Annotated in this window: 22 protein-coding genes and 1 pseudogene; 11 read left to right on the forward strand and 12 right to left on the reverse strand. The window is 65.3% G+C overall.

The annotated features are described in order from the left end of the window. Positions 1-28 precede the first annotated feature (28 nt). Both GA0071312_RS18850 and GA0071312_RS18855 read left to right on the forward strand, forming a co-directional pair. Positions 29-1219: a metal ABC transporter permease gene (locus GA0071312_RS18850; RefSeq protein WP_083204762.1), complete on the forward strand. Its 1191-nt coding sequence runs from the start codon at positions 29-31 to the stop codon at positions 1217-1219. Beyond that, a complete protein-coding gene (locus GA0071312_RS18855; RefSeq protein WP_074446546.1) occupies positions 1216-2382 on the forward strand; it encodes a metal ABC transporter permease in 1167 nt (388 codons plus the stop codon). Before GA0071312_RS18850 ends, GA0071312_RS18855 begins: the two co-directional genes overlap by 4 nt. Here the strand turns inward: GA0071312_RS18855 and GA0071312_RS18860 are convergent. After that, positions 2364-3863 (reverse strand): phosphomannomutase/phosphoglucomutase, encoded by a 1500-nt coding sequence (locus GA0071312_RS18860; protein ID WP_074446626.1) that lies wholly within the window; start codon positions 3861-3863, stop codon positions 2364-2366. The two genes, GA0071312_RS18855 and GA0071312_RS18860, sit on opposite strands and share 19 nt — an antisense overlap. Before the next feature lie 251 nt (positions 3864-4114). On the opposite strand from GA0071312_RS18860, the gene miaB reads away from it, so the two are divergent. The 8 genes and pseudogenes from miaB to trmB all read left to right on the forward strand — a co-directional run bounded on the left by miaB (position 4115) and on the right by trmB (position 12734). Beyond that, positions 4115-5506, forward strand: coding sequence for a tRNA (N6-isopentenyl adenosine(37)-C2)-methylthiotransferase MiaB (miaB, locus tag GA0071312_RS18865; protein WP_074446627.1), 1392 nt, complete (start codon positions 4115-4117; stop codon positions 5504-5506). 149 nt (positions 5507-5655) lie between these two features. After that, positions 5656-6669, forward strand: coding sequence for a PhoH family protein (locus GA0071312_RS18870; RefSeq protein ID WP_074446628.1), 1014 nt, complete (start codon positions 5656-5658; stop codon positions 6667-6669). Further along, positions 6666-7163, forward strand: coding sequence for an rRNA maturation RNase YbeY (ybeY, locus tag GA0071312_RS18875; RefSeq protein WP_074446547.1), 498 nt, complete (start codon positions 6666-6668; stop codon positions 7161-7163). Before GA0071312_RS18870 ends, ybeY begins: the two co-directional genes overlap by 4 nt. A gap of 252 nt (positions 7164-7415) precedes the next feature. Further along, positions 7416-8369 (forward strand): annotated as a pseudogene (locus GA0071312_RS18880) (hemolysin family protein); the annotation flags it as partial. 230 nt (positions 8370-8599) lie between these two features. Beyond that, complete coding sequence (gene lnt, locus GA0071312_RS18885) at positions 8600-10225, forward strand: apolipoprotein N-acyltransferase (protein ID WP_074446629.1); 1626 nt, start codon at positions 8600-8602, stop codon at positions 10223-10225. A gap of 17 nt (positions 10226-10242) precedes the next feature. After that, positions 10243-10680, forward strand: coding sequence for a helix-turn-helix domain-containing protein (locus GA0071312_RS18890; protein ID WP_074446549.1), 438 nt, complete (start codon positions 10243-10245; stop codon positions 10678-10680). Positions 10681-10842: 162 nt separating this feature from the next. Further along, entirely contained in the window at positions 10843-12012 is a 1170-nt protein-coding gene (metK, locus tag GA0071312_RS18895) for a methionine adenosyltransferase (protein WP_074446630.1), read from the forward strand. 11 nt (positions 12013-12023) lie between these two features. Beyond that, entirely contained in the window at positions 12024-12734 is a 711-nt protein-coding gene (gene trmB, locus GA0071312_RS18900; RefSeq protein ID WP_074446550.1) for a tRNA (guanine(46)-N(7))-methyltransferase TrmB, read from the forward strand. Here trmB and GA0071312_RS18905 read toward each other — a convergent pair. The 8 genes from GA0071312_RS18905 to GA0071312_RS18940 all read right to left on the reverse strand — a co-directional run bounded on the left by GA0071312_RS18905 (position 12715) and on the right by GA0071312_RS18940 (position 22347). After that, entirely contained in the window at positions 12715-13830 is a 1116-nt protein-coding gene (locus GA0071312_RS18905) for a DUF2336 domain-containing protein (RefSeq protein WP_165604081.1), read from the reverse strand. The genes trmB and GA0071312_RS18905 overlap by 20 nt on opposite strands. Before the next feature lie 262 nt (positions 13831-14092). Next, on the reverse strand, positions 14093-15415 hold the full coding sequence (locus GA0071312_RS18910; RefSeq protein ID WP_074446552.1) for a class I SAM-dependent RNA methyltransferase: 1323 nt from the start codon (positions 15413-15415) through the stop codon (positions 14093-14095). Next, positions 15408-16139, reverse strand: a complete 732-nt coding sequence (locus GA0071312_RS18915; RefSeq protein WP_074446553.1) for a TlyA family RNA methyltransferase — start codon at positions 16137-16139, stop codon at positions 15408-15410. The genes GA0071312_RS18910 and GA0071312_RS18915 overlap by 8 nt, the downstream gene beginning before the upstream one ends. A 24-nt stretch (positions 16140-16163) precedes the next feature. Beyond that, a complete protein-coding gene (locus GA0071312_RS18920; RefSeq protein WP_074446554.1) occupies positions 16164-17078 on the reverse strand; it encodes a hypothetical protein in 915 nt (304 codons plus the stop codon). Between the two features lie 68 nt (positions 17079-17146). Continuing rightward, positions 17147-19633, reverse strand: coding sequence for an ATP-dependent Clp protease ATP-binding subunit ClpA (gene clpA / locus GA0071312_RS18925; RefSeq protein ID WP_074446555.1), 2487 nt, complete (start codon positions 19631-19633; stop codon positions 17147-17149). A gap of 117 nt (positions 19634-19750) precedes the next feature. After that, positions 19751-20140 carry an ATP-dependent Clp protease adapter ClpS gene (gene clpS / locus GA0071312_RS18930; RefSeq protein ID WP_074446556.1) on the reverse strand — a complete coding sequence of 130 codons (390 nt, stop codon included), beginning with the start codon at positions 20138-20140 and terminating at the stop codon, positions 19751-19753. 232 nt (positions 20141-20372) lie between these two features. Next, complete coding sequence (locus GA0071312_RS18935; RefSeq protein ID WP_083204763.1) at positions 20373-21689, reverse strand: cytochrome b/b6 domain-containing protein; 1317 nt, start codon at positions 21687-21689, stop codon at positions 20373-20375. Between the two features lie 55 nt (positions 21690-21744). Further along, positions 21745-22347, reverse strand: coding sequence for a YceI family protein (locus GA0071312_RS18940; RefSeq protein ID WP_238947346.1), 603 nt, complete (start codon positions 22345-22347; stop codon positions 21745-21747). A gap of 364 nt (positions 22348-22711) precedes the next feature. Between GA0071312_RS18940 and GA0071312_RS18945 the strand changes: the two genes are divergently transcribed. Next, on the forward strand, positions 22712-23284 hold the full coding sequence (locus GA0071312_RS18945) for a L,D-transpeptidase (protein ID WP_165604082.1): 573 nt from the start codon (positions 22712-22714) through the stop codon (positions 23282-23284). A 56-nt stretch (positions 23285-23340) separates the two neighbouring features. On the opposite strand, the gene GA0071312_RS18950 is transcribed toward GA0071312_RS18945, so the two are convergent. The 3 genes from GA0071312_RS18950 to GA0071312_RS18960 all read right to left on the reverse strand — a co-directional run bounded on the left by GA0071312_RS18950 (position 23341) and on the right by GA0071312_RS18960 (position 25453). Next, a complete protein-coding gene (locus GA0071312_RS18950; protein ID WP_074446558.1) occupies positions 23341-24216 on the reverse strand; it encodes an urea carboxylase-associated family protein in 876 nt (291 codons plus the stop codon). 45 nt (positions 24217-24261) lie between these two features. Further along, positions 24262-24762, reverse strand: coding sequence for a universal stress protein (locus GA0071312_RS18955; RefSeq protein ID WP_074446559.1), 501 nt, complete (start codon positions 24760-24762; stop codon positions 24262-24264). Positions 24763-25051: 289 nt separating this feature from the next. Further along, positions 25052-25453: a F0F1 ATP synthase subunit epsilon gene (locus GA0071312_RS18960; protein ID WP_074446560.1), complete on the reverse strand. Its 402-nt coding sequence runs from the start codon at positions 25451-25453 to the stop codon at positions 25052-25054. Between the last annotated feature and the right edge of the window lie 12 nt (positions 25454-25465).

Consider the following 25465-nt stretch of genomic DNA (forward strand, 5'->3'; position numbering starts at 1 on the left):
CCGGTTCGACGCCGCATCGGGCAAGATCATGACGAGTCTGGTCGACCTCCTGCAAAGCAGCATCGTGCAAACCGTCGCGCTCGGCGCGGCGATCCTCGGCCTCGTCAGCGGCGTTCTGGGCTGCTTTGCCGTGCTGCGCCGCCAGAGTCTCATGGGCGACACGCTCAGCCATGCGGCGCTGCCGGGCGTCTGTCTCGGTTTCATCATCGCCGGCTCCCGCGATCTTGGAGCGATCCTCGCCGGCGCCTTCATCGTCGGCGCGCTGGCCGCACTGACGGTGATGCTGATCATCCGCCGCACCAGGCTGAAGACCGATGCCGCGCTCGGCGTCGTGCTCAGCGTCTATTTCGCGGTCGGCATCATGCTCCTGACCTGGCTCCAGGGGCGGCCCGGAACCGGCCAGGCGGGACTGTCGAGCTTTCTCTTCGGCCAGGCGGCGGCGATCCTGCGCGAGGATCTGTGGCTGATGGGCGGGATCACCCTGGTCGCCCTGTCCCTGGTGACGGCGTTGTGGAAGGAGTTCAAGCTCGTCTCCTTCGATCCCGATTACGCCCGCGCCCAGGGCTTTCCCGTGGTCGCGCTCGAAGCCGCGCTGACGGTGATGGTGGCGCTCGCCATTGTCGTCGGGCTGCAACTCGTCGGCGTGATCCTGATGGTGGCGATGCTGATCGCGCCTGCCGCCGCCGCGCGACAATGGGTGCGCAGCCTCGGTGGCATGGTGGTGCTCGCCGCATTCTTCGGCATGATTTCGGGGGTGAGCGGCGCCATGATCAGCGCCTCTGGACGCGGCCTCGCCACGGGGCCGCTGGTGGTGCTGATCGCCAGTGCGATCGTGCTGATCTCGATCCTGCTGGCACCGCGTCGCGGACTGGTGCGGCGCTGGCGCGATGCACGCCGCCAAAGGCGCGAACTCGCGGCACGGCGCGTGCTGATGTCGGTGCACGGGCTTGCGCAGGCGCATGGCAACCGCGATTACAAGGCCGAAGCGGGCATGCTCGACACCCTGCACGGCGCCTCCACCCGCCACGCCCTCGCCGAGCTCGCGCGCGACGGGCTGGTGCGGGAAGTCACCCATGCGCCCGAGACCAGCCCCCACTGGCAGCTCACCGAGGCGGGACATGCCCGCGCCCAAGGGAATCTGGGTATGCCGGACGAGGCCGGGCAGAGGCTCGATGCGGACGCCCGTCCGCCGCAGGATGCTGCGGAGACGAAGTCATGATCGCGGCCTTCTTCGAGAGCATTCCGGCGATGATCATGCTGACCGGTGTGCTGGTTGGCGCCGCCTCCTCGCTGATCGGCGTGTTTCTGGTGTTGCGCGGTTCGGCCATGCTCACCGATGCAATCAGCCATGCCATCGTCTTCGGCATCGTCGTGGTCTGGCTCGCCACAAGCCGGCTCACCGGCCCGGTCCAGCTGATCGGGGCGGGTCTCGCCGGATTGCTGACGGTGGCGCTCTCCGAAGCGCTGGCGCGCTCGCGGCTGGTAAAGATGGATGCGGCGATCGGGCTCGTCTTTCCCGCGCTGTTTGCCGCCGGCATCCTGCTCATCACCCTGTTTGCCCGCGACGTGCATCTCGATACCCAGACCGTGCTGCTCGGCGAGATCGCCTTCGTCTGGATGAATACGGTGCCCATCCTCGGGGTAGAGGTCCCTGTGACGGTGCTGAGCCTCGCGGCGGTTTTCGCAGCCAATCTCGGTTTCGTCGTGCTGTTGTGGAAGGAACTGAAGATCGCGATCTTCGATCCGGCTCTGGCAGCCGCGCTCGGATTTGCACCGGGGGTGATCTTCTACGCCCTGCTGGCCCTGACCAGCGTCACCGCCGTGGCCGCCTTCGATGCGGTCGGCGCCATTCTCTTCGTGGCTTTCGTGATCACGCCCCCGGCAACCGCCGTGTTGCTGACCCGCCGACTGGTGCGGATGGTGGTACTGGCGGTGGCGATTTCCGTGGCATCATGCGTGCTGGGTTATTTCCTTGCGCTTTCCCTCGACGTCTCGATCGGCGGTTCGATGGCGGCGATGACGGGGGTGTTCTTCGCCCTGGCACTGCTGTTCTCGCCGCATCAGGGGCTGATCGCCCAGGGCTTCCGGCGCAGGCAGCAAAAGCTCGATCATGATTGCGTCGCCCTTGTGGTGCATCTCCACACCCATGAGGACACCCCCGTCATGGCGCGCGAGAACACCCCACAGGCGCTGACAGAGCATCTGCAATGGCGCCCGCAGCGGGCACGCGCCGTGATCCTGCGTGCCCTCGACCGCGACCTGATCACCCGCGATGCCGCCCTGCTGCGGCTGACGCCGAAAGGCTCGGCAATGGGCGCGGCCCTGGCCGACCCGGCTGCGCGCCGGGTCGAAGCGGGGGGGCCTCACAGTGACTGGTTATAGGCACCGACTTCCGGGTTCTCGCGCAGGATCGCATCGACGCCCTTGAACATGGCGCGCATGCGCTCTTCCGAAACGGGGCTTTCCACCACGACGACCAGTTCCGGCTTGTTGGAGGAGGCGCGCACCAGCCCCCAGGTACCGTCCTCGGCAACGACGCGTACGCCGTTCACCGTGACGAGTTCGCGAATCGGCTGGCCGGCCACCTCTTCTCCGGCCTCGTGCATCGCCTTGAAGCGGGCGCTGACGCGATCGACCACGGCGTATTTCTCCTCATCGGCGCATTTCGGCGCCATGGTGGGTGAGCCCCAGGTCTGCGGAATGGCGCGGTAGAGCTCGGCCATCGTCTTCTGCGGATTGCGATCAAGCATCTGCGCCACGTGGATGGCGGTGAGGATGCCGTCATCATAGCCGCGCCCGACGGGATCGTTGAAGAAGAAATGCCCTGATTTCTCGAAGCCGGCCAGCGCGCCGAGCTCGTTGACACGGCGCTTGATATAGGAATGACCCGTCTTCCAGTAATCCGCCGTGACGCCGTTCTCGATCAGCACCGGATCGTCCTTGAACAATCCGGTGGATTTCACATCGACCACGAAAGTGGCGTTCGGATAGAGCTTCGAGAGATCACGCGCGAGCATGACGCCGATCTTGTCGGCGAAGATCTCCTTGCCTTCATTATCCACCACGCCGCAGCGATCACCGTCTCCGTCGAAACCGAGCCCGACATCAGCCCCGGTCTCGCGCACCTTGTCGGCCAGCGCGTGAAGCATCTTCATGTCTTCCGGGTTGGGATTGTAATGCGGGAAGGTGTGGTCGAGCTCGCAATCGAGCGGGATCACCTCGCAGCCGATCGCCTCCAGCGCGCGCGGGGCGAAGGCCCCCGCCGTGCCGTTGCCGCAGGCCGCCACCACCTTGAGCTTGCGCGCGATCGTCACGTTCTGCGTCAGATCATCGAGATAACGCTCGGCAAAGCCCTCGACGAAGGCGTAGGCGCCGCCCTCGCGCAGGACGAATTCACCCGACAGGACAATGTCCCGCAGCCGCCCCATCTCCTCGGGGCCGAAGGTCATCGGGCGGTTGGCGCCCATCTTCACCCCGGTCCAGCCATTGTCGTTATGCGAGGCGGTAACCATCGCCACGCAGGGGCAATCCAGCGCGAACTGGCCGTAATAGGCCATCGGCGAGAGCGCGAGCCCGACATCCTTGACCCGCACGCCCGCCGCCATCAGCCCGGCGATCAGCGCATATTTGATCGAGGCGGAATAGCCGCGGAAATCGTGCCCGGTGACCAGATCGGGGCGCACGCCCATCTCATGGATCAGCGTACCCAGCCCCGCGCCCAGCGCCTGGACGCCCATGAGATTGATTTCTTTCTCGAACAGCCAGCGCGCATCATATTCGCGAAAGCCGGTCGCCTTCACCAGAGGCAGGGATTCGTAGTCATAGGTGTTGGGCGAAAGAGCGGCATGCGGCTTGGGGATCATGGAGACAGCCTCGTCATTACGCGTCGGAATCTGCGGGTGCGGCATCCAGCAATAGCCCATTCCGGGGCGCTTTGGAAACGGTCGCGCAGGCGGTGATCCGCACCGGCGCACAGGATCACCTCGCGGGCCGCGCGCCAGCCGCGCAAAAACCATGGGAACGCTATTCTCTTATGGCGCGAAAACGCGTAAACAGGGGGCGAAATCCCGGCCCTGCCGGATCCGGTTCATTGCGAAGCCAGCGGTTGCAGCGCTTGAAAAAAGTATTCGTCAAATCCTACGGCTGCCAGATGAACGTCTACGATTCCGAGCGCATGGCCGATGCGCTCGCCGTGGACGGCTATGAGCAGACCGATTCCGTCGAGAACGCCGATCTCGTCGTGCTCAATACCTGCCATATCCGCGAGAAGGCGGCAGAGAAGGTCTATTCCGAACTCGGGCGCCTGCGCACGCTGAAACAGCGCCGCGCCGAGGAGGGGCACGAGACCAGGGTCGTCGTCGCCGGCTGCGTCGCCCAGGCCGAGGGCGAGGAGATCCTGCGCCGGGCCCAGGTCGTCGATGTCGTGGTCGGCCCGCAGGCCTATCACCGCCTGCCCGCCATGGTGCGCGCAGCGCAGAAGGGGCGCGTCGTCGATACGGATTTCCCGGAAGACGACAAATTCGCGCATCTGCCGAAGCTCGAACGCAAGCGCGTGCGCAGCCGCGGCGTCTCCGCCTTCCTCACCATCCAGGAAGGCTGCGACAAGTTCTGCGCCTTCTGCGTCGTACCGTATACGCGCGGCGCGGAGGTCTCGCGGCCCGTGGCGAAGGTGCTCGACGAGGCCCGCGCGCTCGCCGATGCGGGAGTGCGCGAGATCACGCTGATCGGCCAGAACGTCAACGCCTATCACGGCGCGGGGCCGGACGGGCGCGAATGGGGGCTCGGGCAGCTGTTGCATGCCGTGGCCGAAATCGAGGGCGTGGCGCGTATCCGCTACACGACGAGCCATCCCAACGACATGGACGATGCGCTGATCGAAGCCCATCGCGACCTGCCGCAGCTGATGCCCTATCTGCATCTTCCCGTGCAGGCCGGTTCCGACCGTATCCTCAAGGCGATGAACCGCAAGCATACGGGTGATGCCTATCGCCGCATCATCGACAAGGTGCGGCGCGTGCGTCCGGATATCGCGCTGTCTTCCGATTTCATCGTCGGCTTTCCCGGCGAGAGCGACGCGGATTTCGATCAGACGATGCGGCTCGTCGCCGATATCGGCTTCGCCTCCGCCTTCTCCTTCAAATATTCCACCCGCCCCGGCACCCCTGCGGCGGATGATACCGCGCAGATCGCGGAGGCCGTGAAGGCCGAGCGGCTGGCACGGCTGCAGGCGCTTCTGGAAGAGCAGCGCCAGGCCTTCAATCGCGGCACGGTCGGCAAGGTGGTCGAGGTGCTGCTCGAAAAGCCCGGTCGCCATCCCGGCCAGCTCGGCGGCAAATCGCCCTATCTGCAGGCGGTGCATCTCGATGGCGCGGGGCTGGCCGTCGGTGATATCGTGCCGGTGCTGATCACGGCGCAATCGAGCAATTCGCTTCAGGGCGAAGCTTTGCGCGGGCGCGCCGGAGAGACGAATGCGCCGGGAGACACGGCGGCGGCGGATGTGGCATGATGGTGTGTGCCGCGCGGTATCGCGAGAAGGAGTAACGCGCATTGCCCGACAGTGACGGTCGCCAGCAGAACACGCCGCCCGGTGCGGCGGCAGGCGCGCAGCTACCGGCGGAAGCCGGTTCCCATCCGGGTGTCGACGAGACGGCGCAGATCACGCTGACTTTCGAGGATAACCGCCTCGCGAGTCTGGTTTTCGGTCATTACGACCAGAATCTCGCCCATATGGAGCGCCGGCTCGACATTCTGGCCAATGCCAACGGCAATTGCGTCGTCGTGCGCGGCAGTCCGGAAGCCTCCGAACAAGCGCGGCGGGTGCTCGAATCGCTCTATGAACGCGTCTCGCACGGCGACACCGTGACACTCGGCGATATCGACGGGGCCATTCAGGAGACCGTCTTTCAGGGTACCCTGTTTCCCGCCCCCGAAAAAGGGTCCGAGACGCCCGGCAGCGGCAGCTTCGAGGGGATCAGCACGCGTCGGCGCGGCTTCGTCAAGGCGCGCAACGCGGCGCAGAACGCCTATCTGCGCGCCCTGCGCAAGAACGAACTCGTCTTCGCGGACGGCCCGGCCGGTACCGGCAAGACCTGGCTCGCCGTGGGCTGGGCCGTGTCGCTCCTGGAGAGCGGCCAGGTCGACAAGCTGATCATCACCCGCCCCGCCGTGGAAGCCGGCGAACGCCTCGGCTTCCTGCCCGGCGACATGCGCGAGAAGGTCGATCCCTACCTGCGCCCGATCTATGACGCGCTCTATGATTTCATGGAGGCGCGCCATGTCGAGCGCAGCCTGACAACCGGCATGATCGAGATCGCGCCGCTCGCTTTCATGCGCGGGCGCACGTTGACCAGCGCGGTGGTCTTGCTGGACGAGGCACAAAACACCACCTCCATGCAGATGAAGATGTTTCTCACCCGTCTCGGCGAAGGCTCGCGCATGATCATCAACGGTGATCCGAGCCAGATCGACCTCCCGCCGGGCCAGCGCTCGGGGCTGATCGAATCGCTGCGCGTGCTGACCGGGATCGAGGGCATCGGTCGGGTCACCTTCGCCGAGGGCGACGTGGTGCGCCATGATCTGGTACGCCGGATCGTGGCCGCCTATGACGCGGCTGCAGCGAGCGACGGCGTCACCGCTGGACGGGTCAGAAAAGAGGATGCAACGCCGTGATCGCGCTCGATATCAGCGTGGAGGCGCCGGGCTGGAAGGCGATTCCCGATCTGGAGGATCTGTGCCGGCAAGCCGTCTCGGCGGCGCTCACGGAAGCCGGCGCTGATGTCGCGGCGGGTGACGGCGTCATGCTCAGCCTGCTGTTTACCGACGATACGGCAATCGCCCTGTTGAACCGCGACTGGCGCGACCAGGACAAGCCGACCAATGTGCTCTCCTTCCCCGCCGCGCCGGGGATCAACCCGCTCGGCCCCGAGCCGCTCGGCGATATCGCCCTTGCCTACGAGACCTGCGCGCGCGAAGCGGCAGCCGAGGGCAAGACGCTCGCCGCCCATGCGGCGCATCTCGTCGTGCACGGGGTGTTGCACTGTATGGGCGACGATCACGAGGATGATGCACAAGCCGAGGCAATGGAAGCGCGCGAAACCGCCGCTCTCGCCCGGATGGGCATCGCCGATCCTTATATGGAGCGCGCCACCGGGCGCGATGACTGACGTACCATGAACGACGACGGACGAAGTCTGCAGGAAGATCACGAGCCCGCGAACGAAGGCAATCCGGACGAGGCGGCCAGGCGCGCGCCGGAACCCGGTCGCGATGCGGCGCAGGCTGCGGGTCGCGCGGAAATCGGGGACACGAAGAACCAGTCCCCCGATGGCGCGGGATCCGATGCCGTTGCCCCGGCGCGAAACCGCAACAGCGTGGCACAGGCGGAAACGGCGGATCCCGCCAGCCTGACTGCGGATATGCAGGATGCGGATTCCGCCGATCCGGAAGCCCGCGAACCCTGGCTCGACCGGTTTCTGAACCGGCTCGGCCTGCGCGCGCGCGAATCGATCCGCACCGATCTCGAGGATGTGCTCGCCTCCACCGCCGAGAGCGAGGGCTTCTCGGCCCAGGAGCGCGCCATGCTGCGCAACGTGCTGGGCTTCCATTCCACGCGCGTGCGCGATGCGATGGTGCCGCGCGCGGACATCATCGCCGTATCGGCGGATACGGCCCTCGGGGAATTGCTGCGCATCTTCCGCAGCGCCGGCCATTCCCGCCTGCCCGTCTATGGCGAGACCCTGGATGATCCCAAGGGGATGATCCATATCCGCGATTTTCTGGAATATCTCGTCGCCAAGGCCGAGAACGGCAACGGGCGCCGCCGGCGCGGCAAGGCGCCACAGCCTCTCTCCCTCGACCATATCGATCTCACCACGCCGCTTTCGGCCACGCGTATCCTGCGCCCGGTCCTGTTCGTGCCGCCATCGATGCCGGCGGTGGAGTTGCTGGTGCGGATGCAGACGACGCGCACCCATATGGCGCTCGTCATCGACGAATATGGTGGAACCGACGGGCTCGCCTCGATCGAGGATCTGGTCGAGCTGATCGTGGGTGACATCGAGGACGAGCACGACCTCGCCTCCGCCGCAATGATCGAGCAGGATGGCCCCTATACCTGGCTCGCCGATGCACGTGCCGATCTTGAGGAGGCCTCGCAAGTGCTCGGCATTGATCTCACCGGCGACGATCTGGCCGAGGATGTCGATACGCTGGGCGGCCTGATCGTGACCCTGGCCGGGCGTGTGCCGGCGCGCAGCGAGCTCATCGCCGGGCCGGAAGGACTGGAATTCGAGATTCTCGACGCAGATCCGCGCCGGCTCAAGCGCGTGAAGGTGCATCGGCGCGACCCGCGCGCCAAAATCGCCGCGCCGCGCGTGACGACACGCAGCAGCAGTGTTAAGCAACCGGAAGAGGTATCGGGTCCGGGTGATTCGCCGGCACCTGTCCCCGGAGACGGCGCCATGGCGAAAGACGGCACGACAGAGAGGCAGGACGGGATGCCACCGGGGCCGAAAGCGGCAGATCCCGAAGGCTCCGCGAACCCAGCAGGCGATTCGCGACAGGTGACCGGCACCCCGGGTCAGCGGTGAGTGGCCGCAACATGATCATAGACAAGCTGCAAGACCTTGCCCACGGGATCATCCTCAGCTGGGGCTGGCGGCGTGCGGCATTGGCCATGGCGGCAGGCGCGGTCGCGGCGCTCGCCATGCCGCCATTCGGCTTTTTTCCCGCCCTGATCGTCTCGCTCGTGATCGCGATCTGGCTGATCGACGGGGCCGGCGGTGCGGGGGCGGGCCGGCGGTTCGGCCCGCTGCGGGCTGCGGCCAGTGCCGGCTGGTTCTGGGGATTCGGCTATTGTCTCGCCGGTTTGTGGTGGCTCGGCGCCGCCTTCCTCGTCGAGGCGGAGCGCTTCGCCTGGGCGATGCCGCTGGGCGTGATCGGCCTGCCCGCCGCCCTCGCCTTCTTCTACGCGTTCGGTTTCCTCGCGGCCCGTCTGGTCTGGAGCGCCGGGCCCTGGCGCATTCTTGCACTCGCTTTCGGCCTGGGTCTGGCGGAATGGCTGCGCGGGCATCTGTTTACGGGATTCCCCTGGAACAGCCTGGGCATGGCGCTCGGCCAGCAGCTCTGGCCCATGCAGATCGCGGCGCTGATCGGCCTGTGGGGCATGACCGTGCTCGCAGTCGCGATCGCCGCAGCTCCCGCGACCATCGCTACGGCCGCGCGCCCGGCGGGGCGCTGGATTCCGGCGGGCGCGGCACTCGTCGCGATGATCGCCGTCACCGGCTACGGCGCCATGCGTGTGCCCGCGAGCCCGAGTCCCCTCGTCGCCGGCGTGCAATTGCGCATCATGCAGCCGGACCTGCCCCAGGACGAGAAATTCAACCCGGCCAATCGCGAAGAGATCATGGAGCGCTATCTGCGCCTCTCCGACCGGGCCACATCCCCGCAAACATCCGGCGTGGCCGACGTCACACATCTGATCTGGCCCGAATCGGCCTTTCCGTTCCTGCTCCACAACGATCGCCGGGCGCTCGCCCAGATCGCGGCGCTGCTGCCGTCCGACGTGACATTGATCACCGGCGCGGCGCGGGCCGAGGAACGGCTGCGCGGTGACGGGCATGATTTCTTCAATTCCATCCATGTCGTGGCCGGAGACGGCAGCATCCGCGCCACCTACGACAAGGTGCATCTCGTCCCCTTCGGTGAATATCTCCCGAGCCTCTTCGACGGCAGCTTGCGGGCACTCGGTCTGCGCGAATTCATCCAGGTGCCCGGCGGCTTCACGGCGGCGACACGCCGGCGCATGCTGGAGGCGCCCGGCCTGCCGCCCATCGCTGCGGGGATCTGCTATGAAGCGATTTTTCCCGGCGCAATGCGCGCCGACGACGAAACCCGGCGCGCGGGAATGATCCTGAACGTCACCAACGATGCCTGGTTCGGTGATACGCCGGGACCGCGTCAGCATTTTGCGCAGGCGAGACTACGTGCCGTAGAAGAAGGCCTGCCCCTGGTCCGTGCAGCCAACAGTGGTATTTCCGCCGTGATCGACCCATACGGGCGAATACTGTCGTCACTCGACGTGAATATCGCGGGCGTACTCGATTCCGGCCTGCCCGAACAGCACGCACCCACCATTTTTGCACGATTCGGCAATGGCATTTTTTGGTTGCAGTTACTATTGTGCCTTCTCGCATCGCTGACCGCGCGTCGCATCGCGGGCACATAGGTCTGGGGGACAGGCAGGTGAAGAAGAATCCGAATCCGATCGACATCCATGTCGGCAGCCGCGTACGCATGCGCCGGATGATGGTCGGGATGAGCCAGGAAAAGCTCGGAGAAGCGCTCGGGCTGACATTCCAGCAGATCCAGAAATACGAAAAGGGCGCCAATCGAATCGGCGCAAGCCGGCTGCACCAGATCGCCTCCGCGCTGGGTGTACAGATCGAATTCTTCTATGAAGGCGCGCCGAATCCGGAAGGGGAACTGGCCGGCGGCTTCGCCGAGGACCCCAATCCACCCTACATGACCGACTTCCTGTCCACCTCGGACGGGCTGCAGCTGATGCGCGCTTTCGTGCGTGTGCGCGACAGTCGTGTGCGCAAGAGAATTGTCGATCTCGTGGAAGCACTGGCGGAGGCGGATGACGAAACCGCGCAAAACCCTGTCGATCAGCCGGTTTGAGCTGATCCTGACCCGATGACGGCGTTCTTTATTCCGAACGAATTCGGTTTGTCACCTTGACCTTCCGCTAAAGCGATGGCAAAAGCCCGTCGATCTCATGATTTCGACGGGCGCATTTCGGTGCGTCTCAGGTTCATACCAATCAGAAAGGGTGGGTTGATCGTGGCTCGTTCCAGCTATCTCTTCACCAGTGAATCCGTTTCCGAAGGCCATCCGGACAAGGTCTGTGACCGCATTTCCGATACCGTCGTCGATGCCTATCTCGCGGCGATGCCGGAAGCGCGTGTGGCGTGCGAAACCCTGACCACGACCAACAAGGTCGTGATCGCGGGTGAGGTGCGCGGTCCCGAGCACATCACGGCGGATTATGTCTCGCATCTCGCGCGCATGGCCATCAAGGATATCGGCTATGAGCAGGACGGCTTCCACTGGGCCAATTGCGATATCGACGTGCTGCTGCATGCGCAGTCGGCGCATATCGCCCAGGGTGTCGATTCCAGTGACGGCAAGGAAGAAGGTGCCGGCGATCAGGGCATCATGTTCGGCTATGCCTGTGACGAGACCGAGGAGCTGATGCCGGCTCCCATCGACTTCTCGCACAAGATCCTCAAGGCCATGGCCGATGCCCGCAAGAGCGGCGAATCCAACCTTCTCGGTCCGGATTCGAAGAGCCAGGTCACGGTCCGCTACGAAAACGGCAAGCCCGTCGGCGTGACCCAGATCGTCGTCTCGACCCAGCATCTCGACGAGAAGCTGACCTCGCACGATATCCGCTCCATCGTCGAGCCCTACGTGCATCAGGCGCTTCCTGCCGGCTGGATCGGCAAGGATTGCATCTGGCACGTCAACCCGACCGGCGCCTTCGTCATTGGCGGGCCGGATGGTGATGCCGGCCTCACCGGTCGCAAGATCATCGTGGATACATACGGCGGTGCGGCCCCGCATGGCGGCGGCGCGTTCTCCGGCAAGGATCCCACAAAGGTCGACCGTTCGGCCGCCTATGCCGCGCGTTACCTCGCCAAGAACGTGGTCGCGGCGGGCCTCGCCAAGCGCTGCACCATCCAGCTCTCCTACGCCATCGGCGTGGCCAAGCCGCTCTCGATCTATGCCGATCTGCACGGCACGGGTCAGGTCGACGAAGCCAAGCTCGAAGCGGTGCTGATGGAAGCGGTCGATCTGTCGCCGCGGGGCATCCGCACCCGGCTGGAGCTCAACCGCCCGATCTATGCCCGGACTGCGGCTTACGGCCATTTCGGTCGCACCCCCGAAGCTGATGGCGGCTTCTCCTGGGAGCGCACCGATCTCGCCGACACGCTGAAATCGGCCTTCTGATCGACCCGGCCATGAGCGCTCCATCCTCCGACGCGCAGGCCCCGGCGGCTTCCTTCTTTGGTCGCCGCAAGGGCAAGCGCCTGCGCGCCGGGCAGGAAGAGCGACTGGAAACATTGTTGCCGCGCCTGATCCTGCCGCGCGGCGACACCCCGCTGTCCCGCGAGGATCTCGCGGGATTTTTCGGTTTCATGCCCGAAGAGCTGGTGCTGGAAATCGGCTTCGGTGGCGGCGAGCATCTCGCCCATCGCGCCGGGGAGGCCCCGAAAGCGGGCTTCATCGGCTGCGAGCCTTTCATCAACGGCATGGTGAAGCTGCTCGGCGAAGTGGAAGCGCGCGATCTGCACAATATCCGCCTGTGGGACGCGGATGCCGGGCTGTTGCTGCCACGGCTTCCGGAGGCCGCGTTTTCGCGGATCTACCTGCTCTATCCCGATCCCTGGCCGAAGCGCCGCACGCGCAAGCGGCGGTTCGTTTCAAAGAACAACCTGGCCGCGATCGCCCGCCTGCTCCAGCCAGGCGGACGATTCCATTTTGCCTCCGATATCGACGATTATGTCGGCTGGACGCTCGCGCAGGCCGCACAGGAGCCGCGCCTGTGCTGGCTTGTGCGCGGCCCCGATGACTGGCGCGATCCCTATCCCGGCTGGCCGGGAACCCGCTACGAAGCCAAGGCGGTCCGGGAGGGGCGGCGCCCCTCCTATCTCACATTTGCAAGGGTTTGATATTTCCGCCCTGCCGGGCCGCGGCCTTGCGGCTCGCACGCTGCTGACTCGCTTCGCGCGCTTTCAGGAAATGCAGCACCCGCTCGGCTGTCTTTGGCTTGAGCTTTTCGAAGGTTTCCTTCGCCTTGCGCATCAGATGCGGGGCTGCGGCCTCGTCGCCGCGCAGCTTGAGCATCACGCGCAGGGTCGGCCACGACCAGTCCTGCGCACGGGCGACGACGAGAAGCAGTTCCGCATCCCCTTCGTCAAACAACCGCTCGGCGGCCTGGATCGACAGATCAGCCATACGCGCGACGGTGCAGACACATTCCTCAAATTTCTGCGCAGCGGCAAAATCCATCAGATCCTGCTCGATCAGCGGTCGCTCCGCTTCCAGCGCATCGACGATCTCGATGGCTGGGCGGTAATCGCGCGCACCGGGAACGATCTCGGCTTCGAGGCCGAGCGTCCCGATCTCCAGCGCATGGTCGAGAGCCCCCTCGGGCGTCTCGTCCTGCAGCCGGTTGCGCACCGTCTCCTTGGCGATGGCCATGAGCTGGCGCAGGCGCTCGGGATCGACATCGTCACGTTCCGTGAGCACATTACGCAAGGCTTCATCGGCGCGGGCGCGCTCGGCCAGCGTCGCCATCCCGTCATCTGAAAAGCGCGCGCCGGGATTGCCGGCGACGGCATGCACCACGATCCGGTCGCCGCGCTTGACCAGAACATCGGTGACCGGCTCCGTCAGCGCCCGGCGCTCGGAGATGGCGAGCATATGCTCGCGCCCCTTGGCGAGAGCAACGGCGACGAGATCATCGTCGGAGAGGCGCTCGGAGCGGGTCAGGACCGGACGGGCGATGCCGATCTCGTCATGCGCGAGTGAGCGCACGACACCGCGCGGCGCGTTCGGCACCTCGGCCAGACGCTCGGACAGATCCATCCGCGCGCGGGCCTCGATGGCATTGGCCAGACGCGCGATAACAACGTCGAAAAGATCGACCTGTTCTTCGCTGAGCGCCGGCGCATCGCGCAGGAACAGATCAGTGACCCGACGCAGATGGTCGGTGCGACGCGATTGCGACGAGCGTGCGATCGCGGATTCGAGATCTTCGATCAAGCCATACACCATTGTTTCAAGACGAGCAGCGCCCTGCGGCACCGGCCCGGTTCCCTCGTGAGGGCCGCGTATGACGCGGCCTCGGCTGTGATGACGTCACGTTACGTTGCTGACCGTATGCGGCGGGTCAAACGGGTCTGTAAAATTGTCTGCAATGATCCGGGCGGTTATTGCCATCCCCGTAATCCACTGCGGGAATCGACGGGATCAGGCGATTTTCAGCAGAATTCGGCGGGTCATCCTGCGGTCTCGGTCGCAAAAGTCACTTTCTGAGCACGGCGACGCATTCCAGATGCGCCGTCATGGCAAACTGGTCGATCGGTATCACGGTTTCGAGATGGTAACCCGCCGCCACCAGCAGGGCGGCGTCCCGGGCAAGCGTCACGGGATCACAGGACACATAGATGACGAGCGGCACCTGCGCCCGCGCGAGTTGCCGCGTCTGGGCCTCGCAGCCAGCGCGCGGCGGGTCGAGCACGACGGCATCAAAAGCGCCGAGCTCCGGCGCGAGCAGCGGGCGGCGAAACAGGTCGCGCCGCTCATGGCTGACCGGTTTGAGTCCCGGCGTCTCACGAGCAGCGCGATCGAGCGCGGCGAGCGCCCCCGCATCGGCCTCCACGGCATGCATGGCGAAATCCTCGGCGAGCCGCAGGGTGAAGGCGCCGCAGCCGGCAAACAGCTCCGCGATGCGGCGCACGGGCTTGCGCTTCTTCTTCGTTGCGCCTGATGCGCGTTGCGCGCGCAGCGCGTCGCGCACATGTCCGGCCAGAACCGCCTCCCCCAACGCGCTCGCCTGCAGAAAGCCGCCAGCGGGCGGCAGCACCGCCGCCTGACCCATCTGTTGCAGCGGCGGGCGGCGCATCACCAGCGTCTCACCGGCAACCGACAGCCGTGCGAGATCGCACGCATCGGCAAGCGTGATCAAGCGGCGGCGCAATCCCGCCGACGGGCCTGAAGCGCCGCTTCGCCCGCCACGCAAATCGATATCGAGACCGTTGAGGCTCGACGTCACGTGGATATCGCAGGCCACTGCCGACTGCTCGGCGAGATACCGCTCTGCGAGAAAATGCGCGATCTGAGGCGCGCCGGCCAGCCCGAGCTCGGCCACGGGACAATGATCGATCGCCACAAGGTCATGGCTGCGCGCGGCCATGAAACCGACGCGCAGGACACCGTCATCACCGCGCATGGCATGAAAGGTCAGCCGCCGCCGCCCTGCCCCCGCTGCCGGAACCAGCGGCGCCACCTCGGTTTCGAGACCCGCGCGCGACAGCGCGTGTTCGAGCAGCCCGCGTTTCCATGCTGCATAGAGTTCCGGTGCCATATGCTGCGCGACACATCCCCCGCAGCGCCCGTGAACCGGGCAGAACGGCGCGATGCGCTCCGGCGAGGCCACGCGAATCGCGTCGTCACCGTCGCACAGGGCGCGGCTGCCTTCATCGCGAAACACCCGTACCGTCTCACCGGGTAACGCGCCAGGCACGTGCAGAATGGCATCGCCATGCCGGGCAATGCCGTCGCCACGCGCGCCGAGGCGCTCGATCGTGGCCTCAAAAGGCGCGAATTCGGGAACAGGTTCAGCCAAGACGGGCTCCGATCAGGAATTCACGATTACCGTCACCGCCGCGAATCGGCGATTCGATCAGCCCCAGCACCTGCCCGCCCGCATCATCAAGGAGCCGTGCAATGGCGTCGCAGACATCGCGCTGCACGGTTTCATCGCGCACGATGCCGCCTTTGCCGAGTGCCGCACGCCCGGCTTCGAATTGTGGTTTGATCAGAAGGATGATCTCCGCAGACGCGGCCAGCAGCGGCAGGACCGGCGGGATGACGTGTTTCAGGGATATGAAGCTGACATCCGCCACGAGCAGGTCCGGCGCTTCCGCGAAGGCTTGCGCATCGAGGCTTCGGGCATCGCAGCCCTCCATCGCCACGACGCGCGGATCTCCGCCGATGCGCGGATGCAACTGGCCGCGCCCGACATCGACCGCATGGACGCGCCGCGCACCACGCTGCAGCAGAACATCGGTAAAGCCGCCGGTCGAGGCACCAAGGTCGCAGGCGACACGGTCACGCGGATCAATGGCGAAGGCATCGAGCGCAGCGGCAAGTTTGAGCCCGCCACGCGAGACATAAGGATGCGGCGGGCTCGCCTCGATTTCGGCATTCTCGGCGATGCTCTCGGAAGCCTTGCGCACGCGGGTGCCATCGGCACTGACGAGACCGGCCCGAATCGCCTCCTGGGCACGGGCGCGGCTTTCGAAGATACCCCGCGCCACGAGAAGGGTATCGGCGCGGCTGCGTGCCATGGCGCTGGCTTTCCCGTCTTCGAATCAGCTGAACTGCGCGTATGCCGTGCGCAGCGCATCCATCAGATCATTGAGGGTGAGACCGAAAAGGGCAAGCCCGCCGATCAGGGCATAATACAGCGCGATCAGAATGATCGGCACCAGAATCCAGCCGGCAATCTCCTCGACCACGTACCGTCGGCGCCGGCGCTGCCAGCGCCTTTCCTTCGCGGTGAGCTTCTGGCCCGGCTGACGCGTCGGGCGCATTTCAGGATTTGCGGGGTTTTCCGATCCCTGCGGATTGATATCGGAATCGACGGCATCGGCGGCTCGGGCTGCTTCCAGCCGCGCGCGTTCGCGTGCCTTTTCCGACCGACGCGCGCGCAATCCGTCAATTCCCGCGCGCCCGGCCGCGGCGGCGGATGCTGCGCCCGTGCTGACCAGCACAGCCATCCGGCGAAGCCAGGGCGGCAGCCGGGAATCGTCGTCATGCTCCGCTTGCGAATGCATGTTGCGCGGCATGCGCGGCGGCGCCTGAGGCATCGGGGCGGCGGGTGGAGCGCCGGGCTGCGCCCAGCCATGGGCCGGTTGCGGGCCACGCGGGTCCTGATAAGCCCGGCTGACCGGATCCACTGGCAGATATCCGGGCCCGGGGCTCGGACGATGCGGCACATCGATTGCCTGATCGAGCGCGGAATAGCCGGGGTCATAGGCAGGATGGTAGGTCCCACCATGCGGATCGTGCCAGCGCGCCTGCGGATCGGGCGCTGCCTGCGGTGCCGATTGCGGCGCTGCCTGCTGCGGATGCATGCCGGGATCGGGCTGCTGGCCAGGCTGTGATGGCGCCCCCGCCGACGGCGGGTCCTCGTACTGCAAGCCTTGCCGGAGGCGCGCCTGATAGCGCGGATCCCGCAGACGCGGGTCTTCCATCGGAAGGTCCTCGGGCCGGGGATCATCCATGTGCGGTTCCCGCCGCTGCGGATCGCCGGGCGGCGTTGCGGGATGCGGCGGCCTTTGGGGCACGCCACTCATGCGCGCACCAAAGGCACCTTGGGAACGGTGCGCACCCCGCCGGGGCCATCACCGCCCTTGTTGCCGCCATCGGGACCGGGCTTGCCGCCGGAACCACCGGATTTCGGCCTGGATGATTTCGTCGGAGAGGCCCGCTTGCGGCGCGGTTTCTTCGGCTTGGGTCCGATCTCCTTGCGCGGCTTGACCGGACCTTCGGGGAATTCGAAATCCAGCTTCGATTCGCCGTTTTCATCCTCGACGACCACGACACGCACGGCACCGCCAGCCTTGAGCTTGCCGAATAACAGGATATCCGCCAGCGGCGTCTTGATCGATTGCTGGATGACGCGCCCCATCGGGCGTGCACCCATTGTCGGATCGTAGCCGCGCTCCACAAGCCAGTCGCGCGCCGGATCTGAAAGCTCGATCGTGACATTGCGATCGGCGAGCTGCGCCTCGAGCTGCATCACGAACTTGTCGACCACGCGGTAGATCGTCTCGCGGGGCAGCGCGCCGAAGGAGATCACCGCATCCAGACGATTGCGGAATTCCGGCGTGAACAGCTTGTTGATCGCTTCCGTATCATCCCCCTCCCGCCGCGTCCGGGTGAAGCCGTAGGCCTGCTTGGCCAGATCGGCAGCGCCCGCATTCGAGGTCATGATCAGAATCACGTTACGGAAGTCGATCTGCTTGCCGTTATGGTCCGTGAGCTTGCCGTGATCCATCACCTGCAGAAGGATGTTGAACAGATCCGGATGCGCCTTCTCGATCTCGTCGAGCAGCAGCACGCAATGGGGATGCTGGTCGACGCCGTCCGTCAGAAGCCCGCCCTGGTCGAAACCGACATAGCCGGGCGGTGCGCCGATCAGGCGGCTCACCGTGTGGCGCTCCATGTATTCCGACATGTCGAAGCGCAACAGCTCGACGCCAAGCGAGGATGCCAGCTGTCGTGCCACTTCGGTCTTGCCGACGCCGGTGGGGCCGGCAAACAGATAGGAGCCGATCGGCTTGTCCGGCTCGCGCAGACCGGCGCGGGCCAGCTTGATCGCCGAGGAGAGCGCCCCGATCGCCGCCTCCTGGCCGTAAACGACCGTCTTCAGCTCGGTTTCGAGATTCTCGAGCACCGTGGCATCGTCCTTGGAAACGGATTTTGGCGGGATCCGCGCCATTGATGCGATGGTCGTCTCGATCTCCTTGACGCTGATCGTCTTGCGCCGCTTGTTCTCCGGCAACAGCATCTGCGAGGCGCCGGTCTCGTCCAGCACGTCGATCGCCTTGTCCGGCAGCTTGCGGTCGTTGATGTAGCGTGCCGAGAGCTCGACAGCGGCCTTGACCGCGTCGTTGGAGAAGCGCAGGCCGTGGAATTCCTCGTAATAGGGCTTGAGGCCCTTCATGATCGCGATGGAATCCTCGATCGAGGGCTCGTTCACATCGATCTTCTGGAACCGGCGGACGAGGGCGCGGTCCTTCTCGAAATGCTGGCGATATTCCTTGTAGGTGGTCGAGCCGATGCAGCGCAGGGTCCCCTGCGCCAGAGCCGGCTTGAGCAGATTTGAAGCATCCATGGCCCCGCCGGAGGTGGCGCCGGCACCAATCACGGTATGGATCTCGTCGATGAACATGACCGCGTTGGGATGCGCCTCGATTTCCTTGACCACCTGCTTCAGGCGCTCCTCGAAATCACCGCGATAGCGGGTTCCGGCCAGCAGGGCGCCCATGTCGAGAGAATAGACCGTGGTTCCGGCAAGCACTTCGGGAACCTCGCCCTCATTGATCTTGCGTGCCAGACCTTCAGCGATGGCCGTCTTGCCGACGCCCGGATCGCCGACGAGGAGCGGGTTGTTCTTCTGGCGCCGGCAGAGCACCTGAATGGTACGGCGCACTTCGTTTTCGCGCCCGATCAGCGGGTCGATGCGGCCCTGGCGCGCCTTGGCATTGAGATCGATGCAATAGGCATCAAGCGCATCCGCCTTCTTCTTCTGGCGCTCGCCCTCCTCGCCGGAGCGGCGTTCGGGCGCCTCTTCCTCGCTGGCGCCGCGCGGCGGGCGCGGCTCCGAGCCGCCGGGACGCTTGGCAATGCCATGGGAGATGTAATTGACCGCGTCATAGCGCGTCATGTCCTGCTCCTGCAGGAAATACGCGGCATGGCTCTCACGCTCGGCAAAGAGCGAAACCAGCACATTCGCGCCCGTCACCTCCTCGCGGCCCGAGGATTGCACATGAATCACGGCACGCTGGATCACGCGCTGGAAACCGGCCGTCGGCTTGGCGTCCTGGCCGGCGCCGGTGGCAAGATTGGCCAGTTCGTTATCGACATATTCGACGAGATTGGTCTTCAGCGTCGCCATATCGACATTGCAGGCGCGCATCACCGCCGCCGCATCCTGATCGTCGATCAGTGCGAGAAGGAGATGCTCCAGCGTGGCATACTCGTGCCGCCGTTCGCCGGCGAGGGCGAGGGCCCGGTGGAGCGCTTGTTCTAGGGAGCGGGAAAAGCTCGGCAAGGCTGGCCTCTGATCGGTTTGCGGGACTTAGGGTCGGACGCGGTTGGGATGTGAAGGACGGCACTGGCAGTTCAAGGTTCTCATGGCATTGCCGGTCCTTCCATCACGGGCACATCATCAGGTCTTTTCCATGACGCATTGCAGCGGGTGCTGATGCTTGCGGGCATAATCCATCACCTGCGTCACCTTTGTTTCCGCCACTTCGAAGGTGAAGATACCACACTCCCCCACCCCGTTATGGTGCACATGCAACATGATCCGCGTGGCGTCCTCGCGCGATTTGTGAAAGAACCGCTCGAGAACCGCGATGACGAATTCCATCGGCGTGTAATCGTCATTGAGCAGCAACACACGGTACAGGCTCGGACGCTTCGTCCGAGGCTGCGTCTTGGTAATGATTCCGGTCGCATCGCGCCCGTCGTCGCCGTCATCCGGCGCACGCGGGTCGCTGGCATGGACTTCCACTATGCCGGATACGACCCGGTTGAACAGAAACGACCCCATCATTGTCGACGGCTTGAACTCCGCTGGTGGAATGATCACGAAGCCCGATGATGAAACGATCGGGCCGCAGGATCAATCCCGTTGATACGCTAATGTAGAGAGGCAGACCCCGCTTCGCCAGCCCCGTACCGACAGACAGGGCATGCGGCGAAGCGTCATCTGCGCCGCAAACCATTCACCGCCAAGGCAATCGGGGCCCGGAGCGCGCCATGGAATCGTGCAGGATGCGGTGGCATCACCGGACGCGAACGGCATCGAGCGAAACGATGATATCGACTCCGAATCCGACGGCGCTCTCATCCGTATGCGATTCTCCGATCCCGAAATCCCGGCGATCGACCCGCACCACCCCATCGGCCGAAGCCCGGTCACCGTCGCGCCGGAGCCTGAAGGGCAGGCTTACCGGCACCTGCGCACCGGCGAGAGACAGCATGCCGTCTGCCACATGGCCGTCATCGGTTTCACGAATCGTCGCCTCGAAACGCGCACGGGGGTGATTCTCGACATCGAGGAAATCGGCACCCTTGGCCTGGCTGGTCACCGAGCCGAGACTCAGACTGTCGACGGCGATCGTCACCGCGACGCTGCCGCGCCGCGTGGCGGGGGCTTGCGGATCATAGATGATCTCGGCACGCCAATCGGCGAAGCTGCCGGAAACGGTATCGCCCATCTGGGTCACGTCGAAACCGAGCCGCCCCTCCTCGACACGCCATGACGGTCCCCCCGTCACGGGTTGATCGGAGACGGATGCGCCATCTGCCGCCTGCGCGACCTGCACCGGCGCATCGCGTGACAGCAGGGCCGGGGCGAGAGCGATGGCGAGGAAGGCGATGACGAAGGCGGCGAGTGCCCCGGCATGCGCGAAACCGGCATGACCCGTGCGACCGCCCGGATGTTCGGAGGCACAAAACGTGACCCGGCTGCCGGGCAGCATCCGCCGCAGGGTGTCGTCACGGTCGAGCAGATGATGCTTGAGCGCGCCGCCGACATGCAGAAGCACGCTCGCGGCGAGGATCCTGGTGAAGAGCCAGTGCACGGCGCCCGCCGCCTCGGCGAAATCCGGCGATTGCGGCACAAGGGGCAGGTCCTGCCCGAGCGGCCACAGGATCGGCGCAAAGCCCGTCGTCGCCGCGTGATGCATCCAGCCGCTCAGCGGCACGATCACCATGGCGAGATAGAGCGACCAGTGCACCGCCTCCGCCATGAAACGCTCGACCTTGCGCCCGGGATGCAGGGGCACGGGGCGCCGCTGCGTCAAAGCCCAGAGGATGCGCGCGAGCGCGGCGAAGAAGGCAGCGATGCCCAGCGTCTTGTGAACCGAGAACAGATTTGCCTTCAGGGCGAATTGCGCCGTGGTCTCGTAAGGCCAGGCATTGGCGATCAGCCCGAGCGGAAAAGCGGCCAGAATGAGCAGCGCCGTCAGCCAGTGCAGGGCCATGGCCACGCGTCCGTAACGCGCGGCACTGTTTCGCCAGATTGCCGAATTGGACGCCTGCGCTGCCGCATGCGCATCAGTTCTATCCAGGCTTGCCTGATCAGATGATTCTGCCATGACGGCGCCTCTTTCGGGTTGGTTGCGTGCCGCGAACGGCACGCAGGGGAATGGCTCACTCGGCCAGCATGGCTTCGATCGAGATCACGACATCGACTTCGTCACTGACGAAGGGGGCGAACATGCCGAGTTCGAAATCACTGCGCATGAGCGTGGTGGTGGCATCAAAGCCGGCCCATTCGCGCTCTTCCATCGGATGCATGCCCGCAGCGTTGAGCCGGGCATCAAGCACCACCTCGCGGGTGATCTCGTTCAGGGTGAGATCGCCGGTGATGAGGGCGGTATCTTCGCCGGTGACTGCGATACCGGTCGAGACGAAGCTGACCATCTCGTCATCGGCAGCGTCGAAGAAATCCTCCGACATGAAATGCGAAAACCGGGCTTCCCAGCCGGTCAGCATCGAACGTACGGGGAAACTCACCGTGACCGAAGAGGCGGCGGGGTCGTCCTGATCAAAGACGATCTCGCCATCGAAGCCGGAGAACAGGCCGTAGGTGGTGGAATAACCCAGATGATCGTAGCTGAAGAGGATCTGGCTGTGGCTGGCATCGAGAACGTAACGGTCGGCGGCTGCGGCGCCGGAAGCGAAAGGCGCGACGACCAGCGGGGCGATGGCGAGCATCAGGGGAAGGGCAGTACGGCGGAATCTGGCTTGCATGAGTTATCTCCGGAATTCAGGGGTGGCAGCGCGCAATCTTGCGCTGGCGCAGATAATAACGGACCTGCAGCCAATTCAACCGGCGCGACGCCGATGATAATTTGCATATTTGCAAGAAAATGACGCCTATCGCGGGCCAAAGGTGGCGCGGATAGCTTCGTTAACCATTCTCGCTTACCATTCGTTACCGATACGCCAGATGCGGAGGATTCCGTCGGATCGATATGCGCCGACGGATGAAACGATGTGGCAGGACAAAAACCCGGAACGCCCGACAGATCTGCGTGTCGGACGCTCCGGACATGTCGGGGTGCGGGGGTAACTGATGCGAATGACAGCGGGGTATGGACGCCGGGGCCTGATCATGGCTGGCCTGACGGCGCTGATCATGGCGCTTGGCGCCTGTACACAGCATGCTGCGGATGAACATGTGCGTGGTGGCGTTCAGGCCAGCGTGCATGACCTCGACCGGCATATCACGAGCTATGTCTCGGCGCCGAAACCACGCCGCGTTGTGGATTTCGAGACGCGGGAGCCGCCCGGTTCGATCGTTGTCAGCAATTCCGAGCGCGCGCTCTATCTTGTCCTCGAAGAAGACAAGGCCTATCGCTACGGCGTTGGGGTGGGGCGGCAGGGTTTCTCCTGGACCGGGCGCAACCGCGTCAGCATGAAACGGGAATGGCCCGATTGGCGCCCGCCCGCCGCCATGCGCCGCCGCCAACCCGACCTGCCGGTGCATATGCCGGGCGGTCCGGCCAATCCGCTGGGCGCGCGCGCGCTCTACATCGGCAGCACGCTCTACCGGATCCACGGGTCCAACGAGCCGCACACGATCGGCCAGGCCGTGTCCTCCGGCTGCATCCGCATGACCAATGCCGATGTCAGGCATCTGTATGACCGCGTCCGCGTCGGGGCGCGGGTGGTGGTGCGCAATTAGCGGGCGGTGCCCACCTGACGGAGTCAGGCCGGGCGCTCTGAATTGCCGTCTGCGCATCACATGCCGTGACTGCGGTCGTAGCCGTTCATATGCGGCGACCGCCAGCCGGCGGGCGGTGCCTGTGGCTCCAGTATCGTGACTTCGAGCGGATGACAGCGCGCCGCATCGCTCGAATGCGTGCTGGAGCAATCGCCGCCGGGACAGGCCGAGAGCACGCCCAGAAGGTCGATCTCGGCAAAGAATTCCAGGAAATCACCCGGACGCACCGGGCTCGCCTTCATGAAATACTGGCCCGTATCGCGGGTGAATCCGGTGCACATGAACACGTTGAGGACATCGTGGATCTCGGCCTCGACATTGGCAACCGGTTGCCCGGTATGGCGCGCGAGGGCACGGGTGAGATTCGAGTGGCAGCAATGATGATAATTGTCGCCGCCGCTCAGGAGGTGATGGGTATAGGGGTCGCAGCGCGTGCCGATGACGTCGTGCACGGCGCCGCCATCGGCATCGATGCCGTACCAGGCCAGCGTATCATGCACGATCGTCGCCATCGGGCGCAGCCGGGGGAAACCCGACCATAGCCGGTCGCCCGTACTGATATGCGTGCCGTGGAGCGCACGGGTCTTGCCGGAATAGAAACGCTCCGAGCGGTCGCGCGCATTGAACAGGTTGAGATCGCCGACCTGCGGCCCTTCGATCGACCTTATACGAAAGAACCATCCGGCAGGCACCTCGAAACAGCCGGCTTCGCGGGGCGGCACGACGATCGTTTCACGCGCGCTGAGCGTTTCGCGGGCGGCACGATAGGCGGCCATGTCCGGTGCCGGCAGGGTGTGCGTGGGATAGCAGATCACGGCGGGTGCCGCACGGCGCGCGGCGGCATCGGCCGGGGGCGTCGAATCGCGCCTGGACGCAAAAGGATCGCGGATCATCGGGATTGACCTGTGATTTATGATACGCGCCGAGGCGGGAACCGTTCAGCCTGCGATCGCATCGATCTCCTCATCGCTCAGCCCGCCGGGAACGATCACCACGGGGACCGGATAGGTCGATGCCGCCTTGCCGGCGAGGCTCGTGACCAGCGGGCCGGGACCTTCGGAGGCGGTACCGGCGGCCAGCACGAGGAAGGAGATGTCTTCGTCCTCCTCGATCACCTTGAGGATTTCACCAGTCTTGGCGCCCATGCGGATGACGAGTTCCGATTGGACGCCAGCCGCCTCACGCGCGATTTCCGCAGCCTGTTCGAGCCGCTCCTGCGCCTCTTCCTCTGCCTCTGCACGCATCACGTCTCCCACACCGAGCCATTCGAATCCGTCAGGCGGTTCGGAAACCGAAAGCAGCACCAGCTTGGCACCCAGCCGCGCCACGCGCCGCGCCGCGAAGCGGACCGCGCGGGCGCATTCGTGGGTCTCGTCAATGATGACAAGGAATTTGGGCCGGTGCCCGGGTTCATAGGAGCGTCGTCGGGAATAGGCCATGAACGGTCTCCGGCGGATAAGCTGCTGTGAAAGCGCCCGATGCTGCACGGCGGAGGCGGGATCGGCAAGAGCAAAGGATGAGCAAGAGCAAAGGGTGGGCAGTAACAAGGTGTGGGCGGATCGCACAGGCCCTTGGGTGATCGACGGGTCTCGCCGAAGCGCTGCTGCGCCTCGTACCAACGCACGACACCAAGGGGCGATCCGTGCTACCTGTGTGAATCACCTGTGATTCCGCCTTGCCGGCAGGGAGCCACGCGCCGCAAGAGTGCCGCGCAACAAGCCGACCGGCTCAGGCGCGCAGGGTCGCCCCGGCTTCTTCGAGCTTGTGGATGGTCGCCTTGAGGGCCTCCTTTTCCGGACCCTCCTCCTTCGAATCAGCCGTCGTGCGCACGCGCAGGATCTCTTCCTCAAGCGCGCTGGCCGTGAGTTCCTCGACCGGCGTGGCACGCTCGGCGAGGACGGTGGCGCCCTTGGGGCCGATATCGGCGAAACCGCCCTGAATCAGGATCCGTTTGCCCTTCCCTGCCCCCTCGCCGACGACGAGGAAGCCGGTCTGCAACGTGGTCATGGCCGGGGCATGACCCGCCAGGACGGTCATGTCGCCTTCGGTGGCGGGCAGTTCCACGGCCTCGACTTCGCCGGAATAGAGGATGCGTTCCGGGGCGACGAGTTCGAAGTGGAAGGTGGCCATTGGTTCGTTCCT

Origin of the sequence: Saliniramus fredricksonii (assembly GCF_900094735.1) — a bacterium.
Lineage (GTDB): Bacteria > Pseudomonadota > Alphaproteobacteria > Rhizobiales > Beijerinckiaceae > Saliniramus > Saliniramus fredricksonii.

Coding starts and splice junctions, on each gene's coding strand:
- GA0071312_RS18850 (WP_083204762.1), top strand. CDS start 29: ATGACGAGTCTGGTCGACCTCCTGCAAAGCAGCATCGTGCAAACCGTC.
- GA0071312_RS18855 (WP_074446546.1), top strand. CDS start 1,216: ATGATCGCGGCCTTCTTCGAGAGCATTCCGGCGATGATCATGCTGACC.
- GA0071312_RS18860 (WP_074446626.1), bottom strand. CDS start 3,863: ATGATCCCCAAGCCGCATGCCGCTCTTTCGCCCAACACCTATGACTAC.
- lnt (WP_074446629.1), top strand. CDS start 8,600: ATGATCATAGACAAGCTGCAAGACCTTGCCCACGGGATCATCCTCAGC.
- trmB (WP_074446550.1), top strand. CDS start 12,024: ATGAGCGCTCCATCCTCCGACGCGCAGGCCCCGGCGGCTTCCTTCTTT.
- GA0071312_RS18915 (WP_074446553.1), bottom strand. CDS start 16,139: ATGGCACGCAGCCGCGCCGATACCCTTCTCGTGGCGCGGGGTATCTTC.
- GA0071312_RS18920 (WP_074446554.1), bottom strand. CDS start 17,078: ATGGATGATCCCCGGCCCGAGGACCTTCCGATGGAAGACCCGCGTCTG.
- clpS (WP_074446556.1), bottom strand. CDS start 20,140: ATGATGGGGTCGTTTCTGTTCAACCGGGTCGTATCCGGCATAGTGGAA.
- GA0071312_RS18935 (WP_083204763.1), bottom strand. CDS start 21,689: ATGGCAGAATCATCTGATCAGGCAAGCCTGGATAGAACTGATGCGCAT.
- GA0071312_RS18940 (WP_238947346.1), bottom strand. CDS start 22,347: ATGCAAGCCAGATTCCGCCGTACTGCCCTTCCCCTGATGCTCGCCATC.
- GA0071312_RS18945 (WP_165604082.1), top strand. CDS start 22,712: ATGGCTGGCCTGACGGCGCTGATCATGGCGCTTGGCGCCTGTACACAG.
- GA0071312_RS18950 (WP_074446558.1), bottom strand. CDS start 24,216: ATGATCCGCGATCCTTTTGCGTCCAGGCGCGATTCGACGCCCCCGGCC.
- GA0071312_RS18955 (WP_074446559.1), bottom strand. CDS start 24,762: ATGGCCTATTCCCGACGACGCTCCTATGAACCCGGGCACCGGCCCAAA.
- GA0071312_RS18960 (WP_074446560.1), bottom strand. CDS start 25,453: ATGGCCACCTTCCACTTCGAACTCGTCGCCCCGGAACGCATCCTCTAT.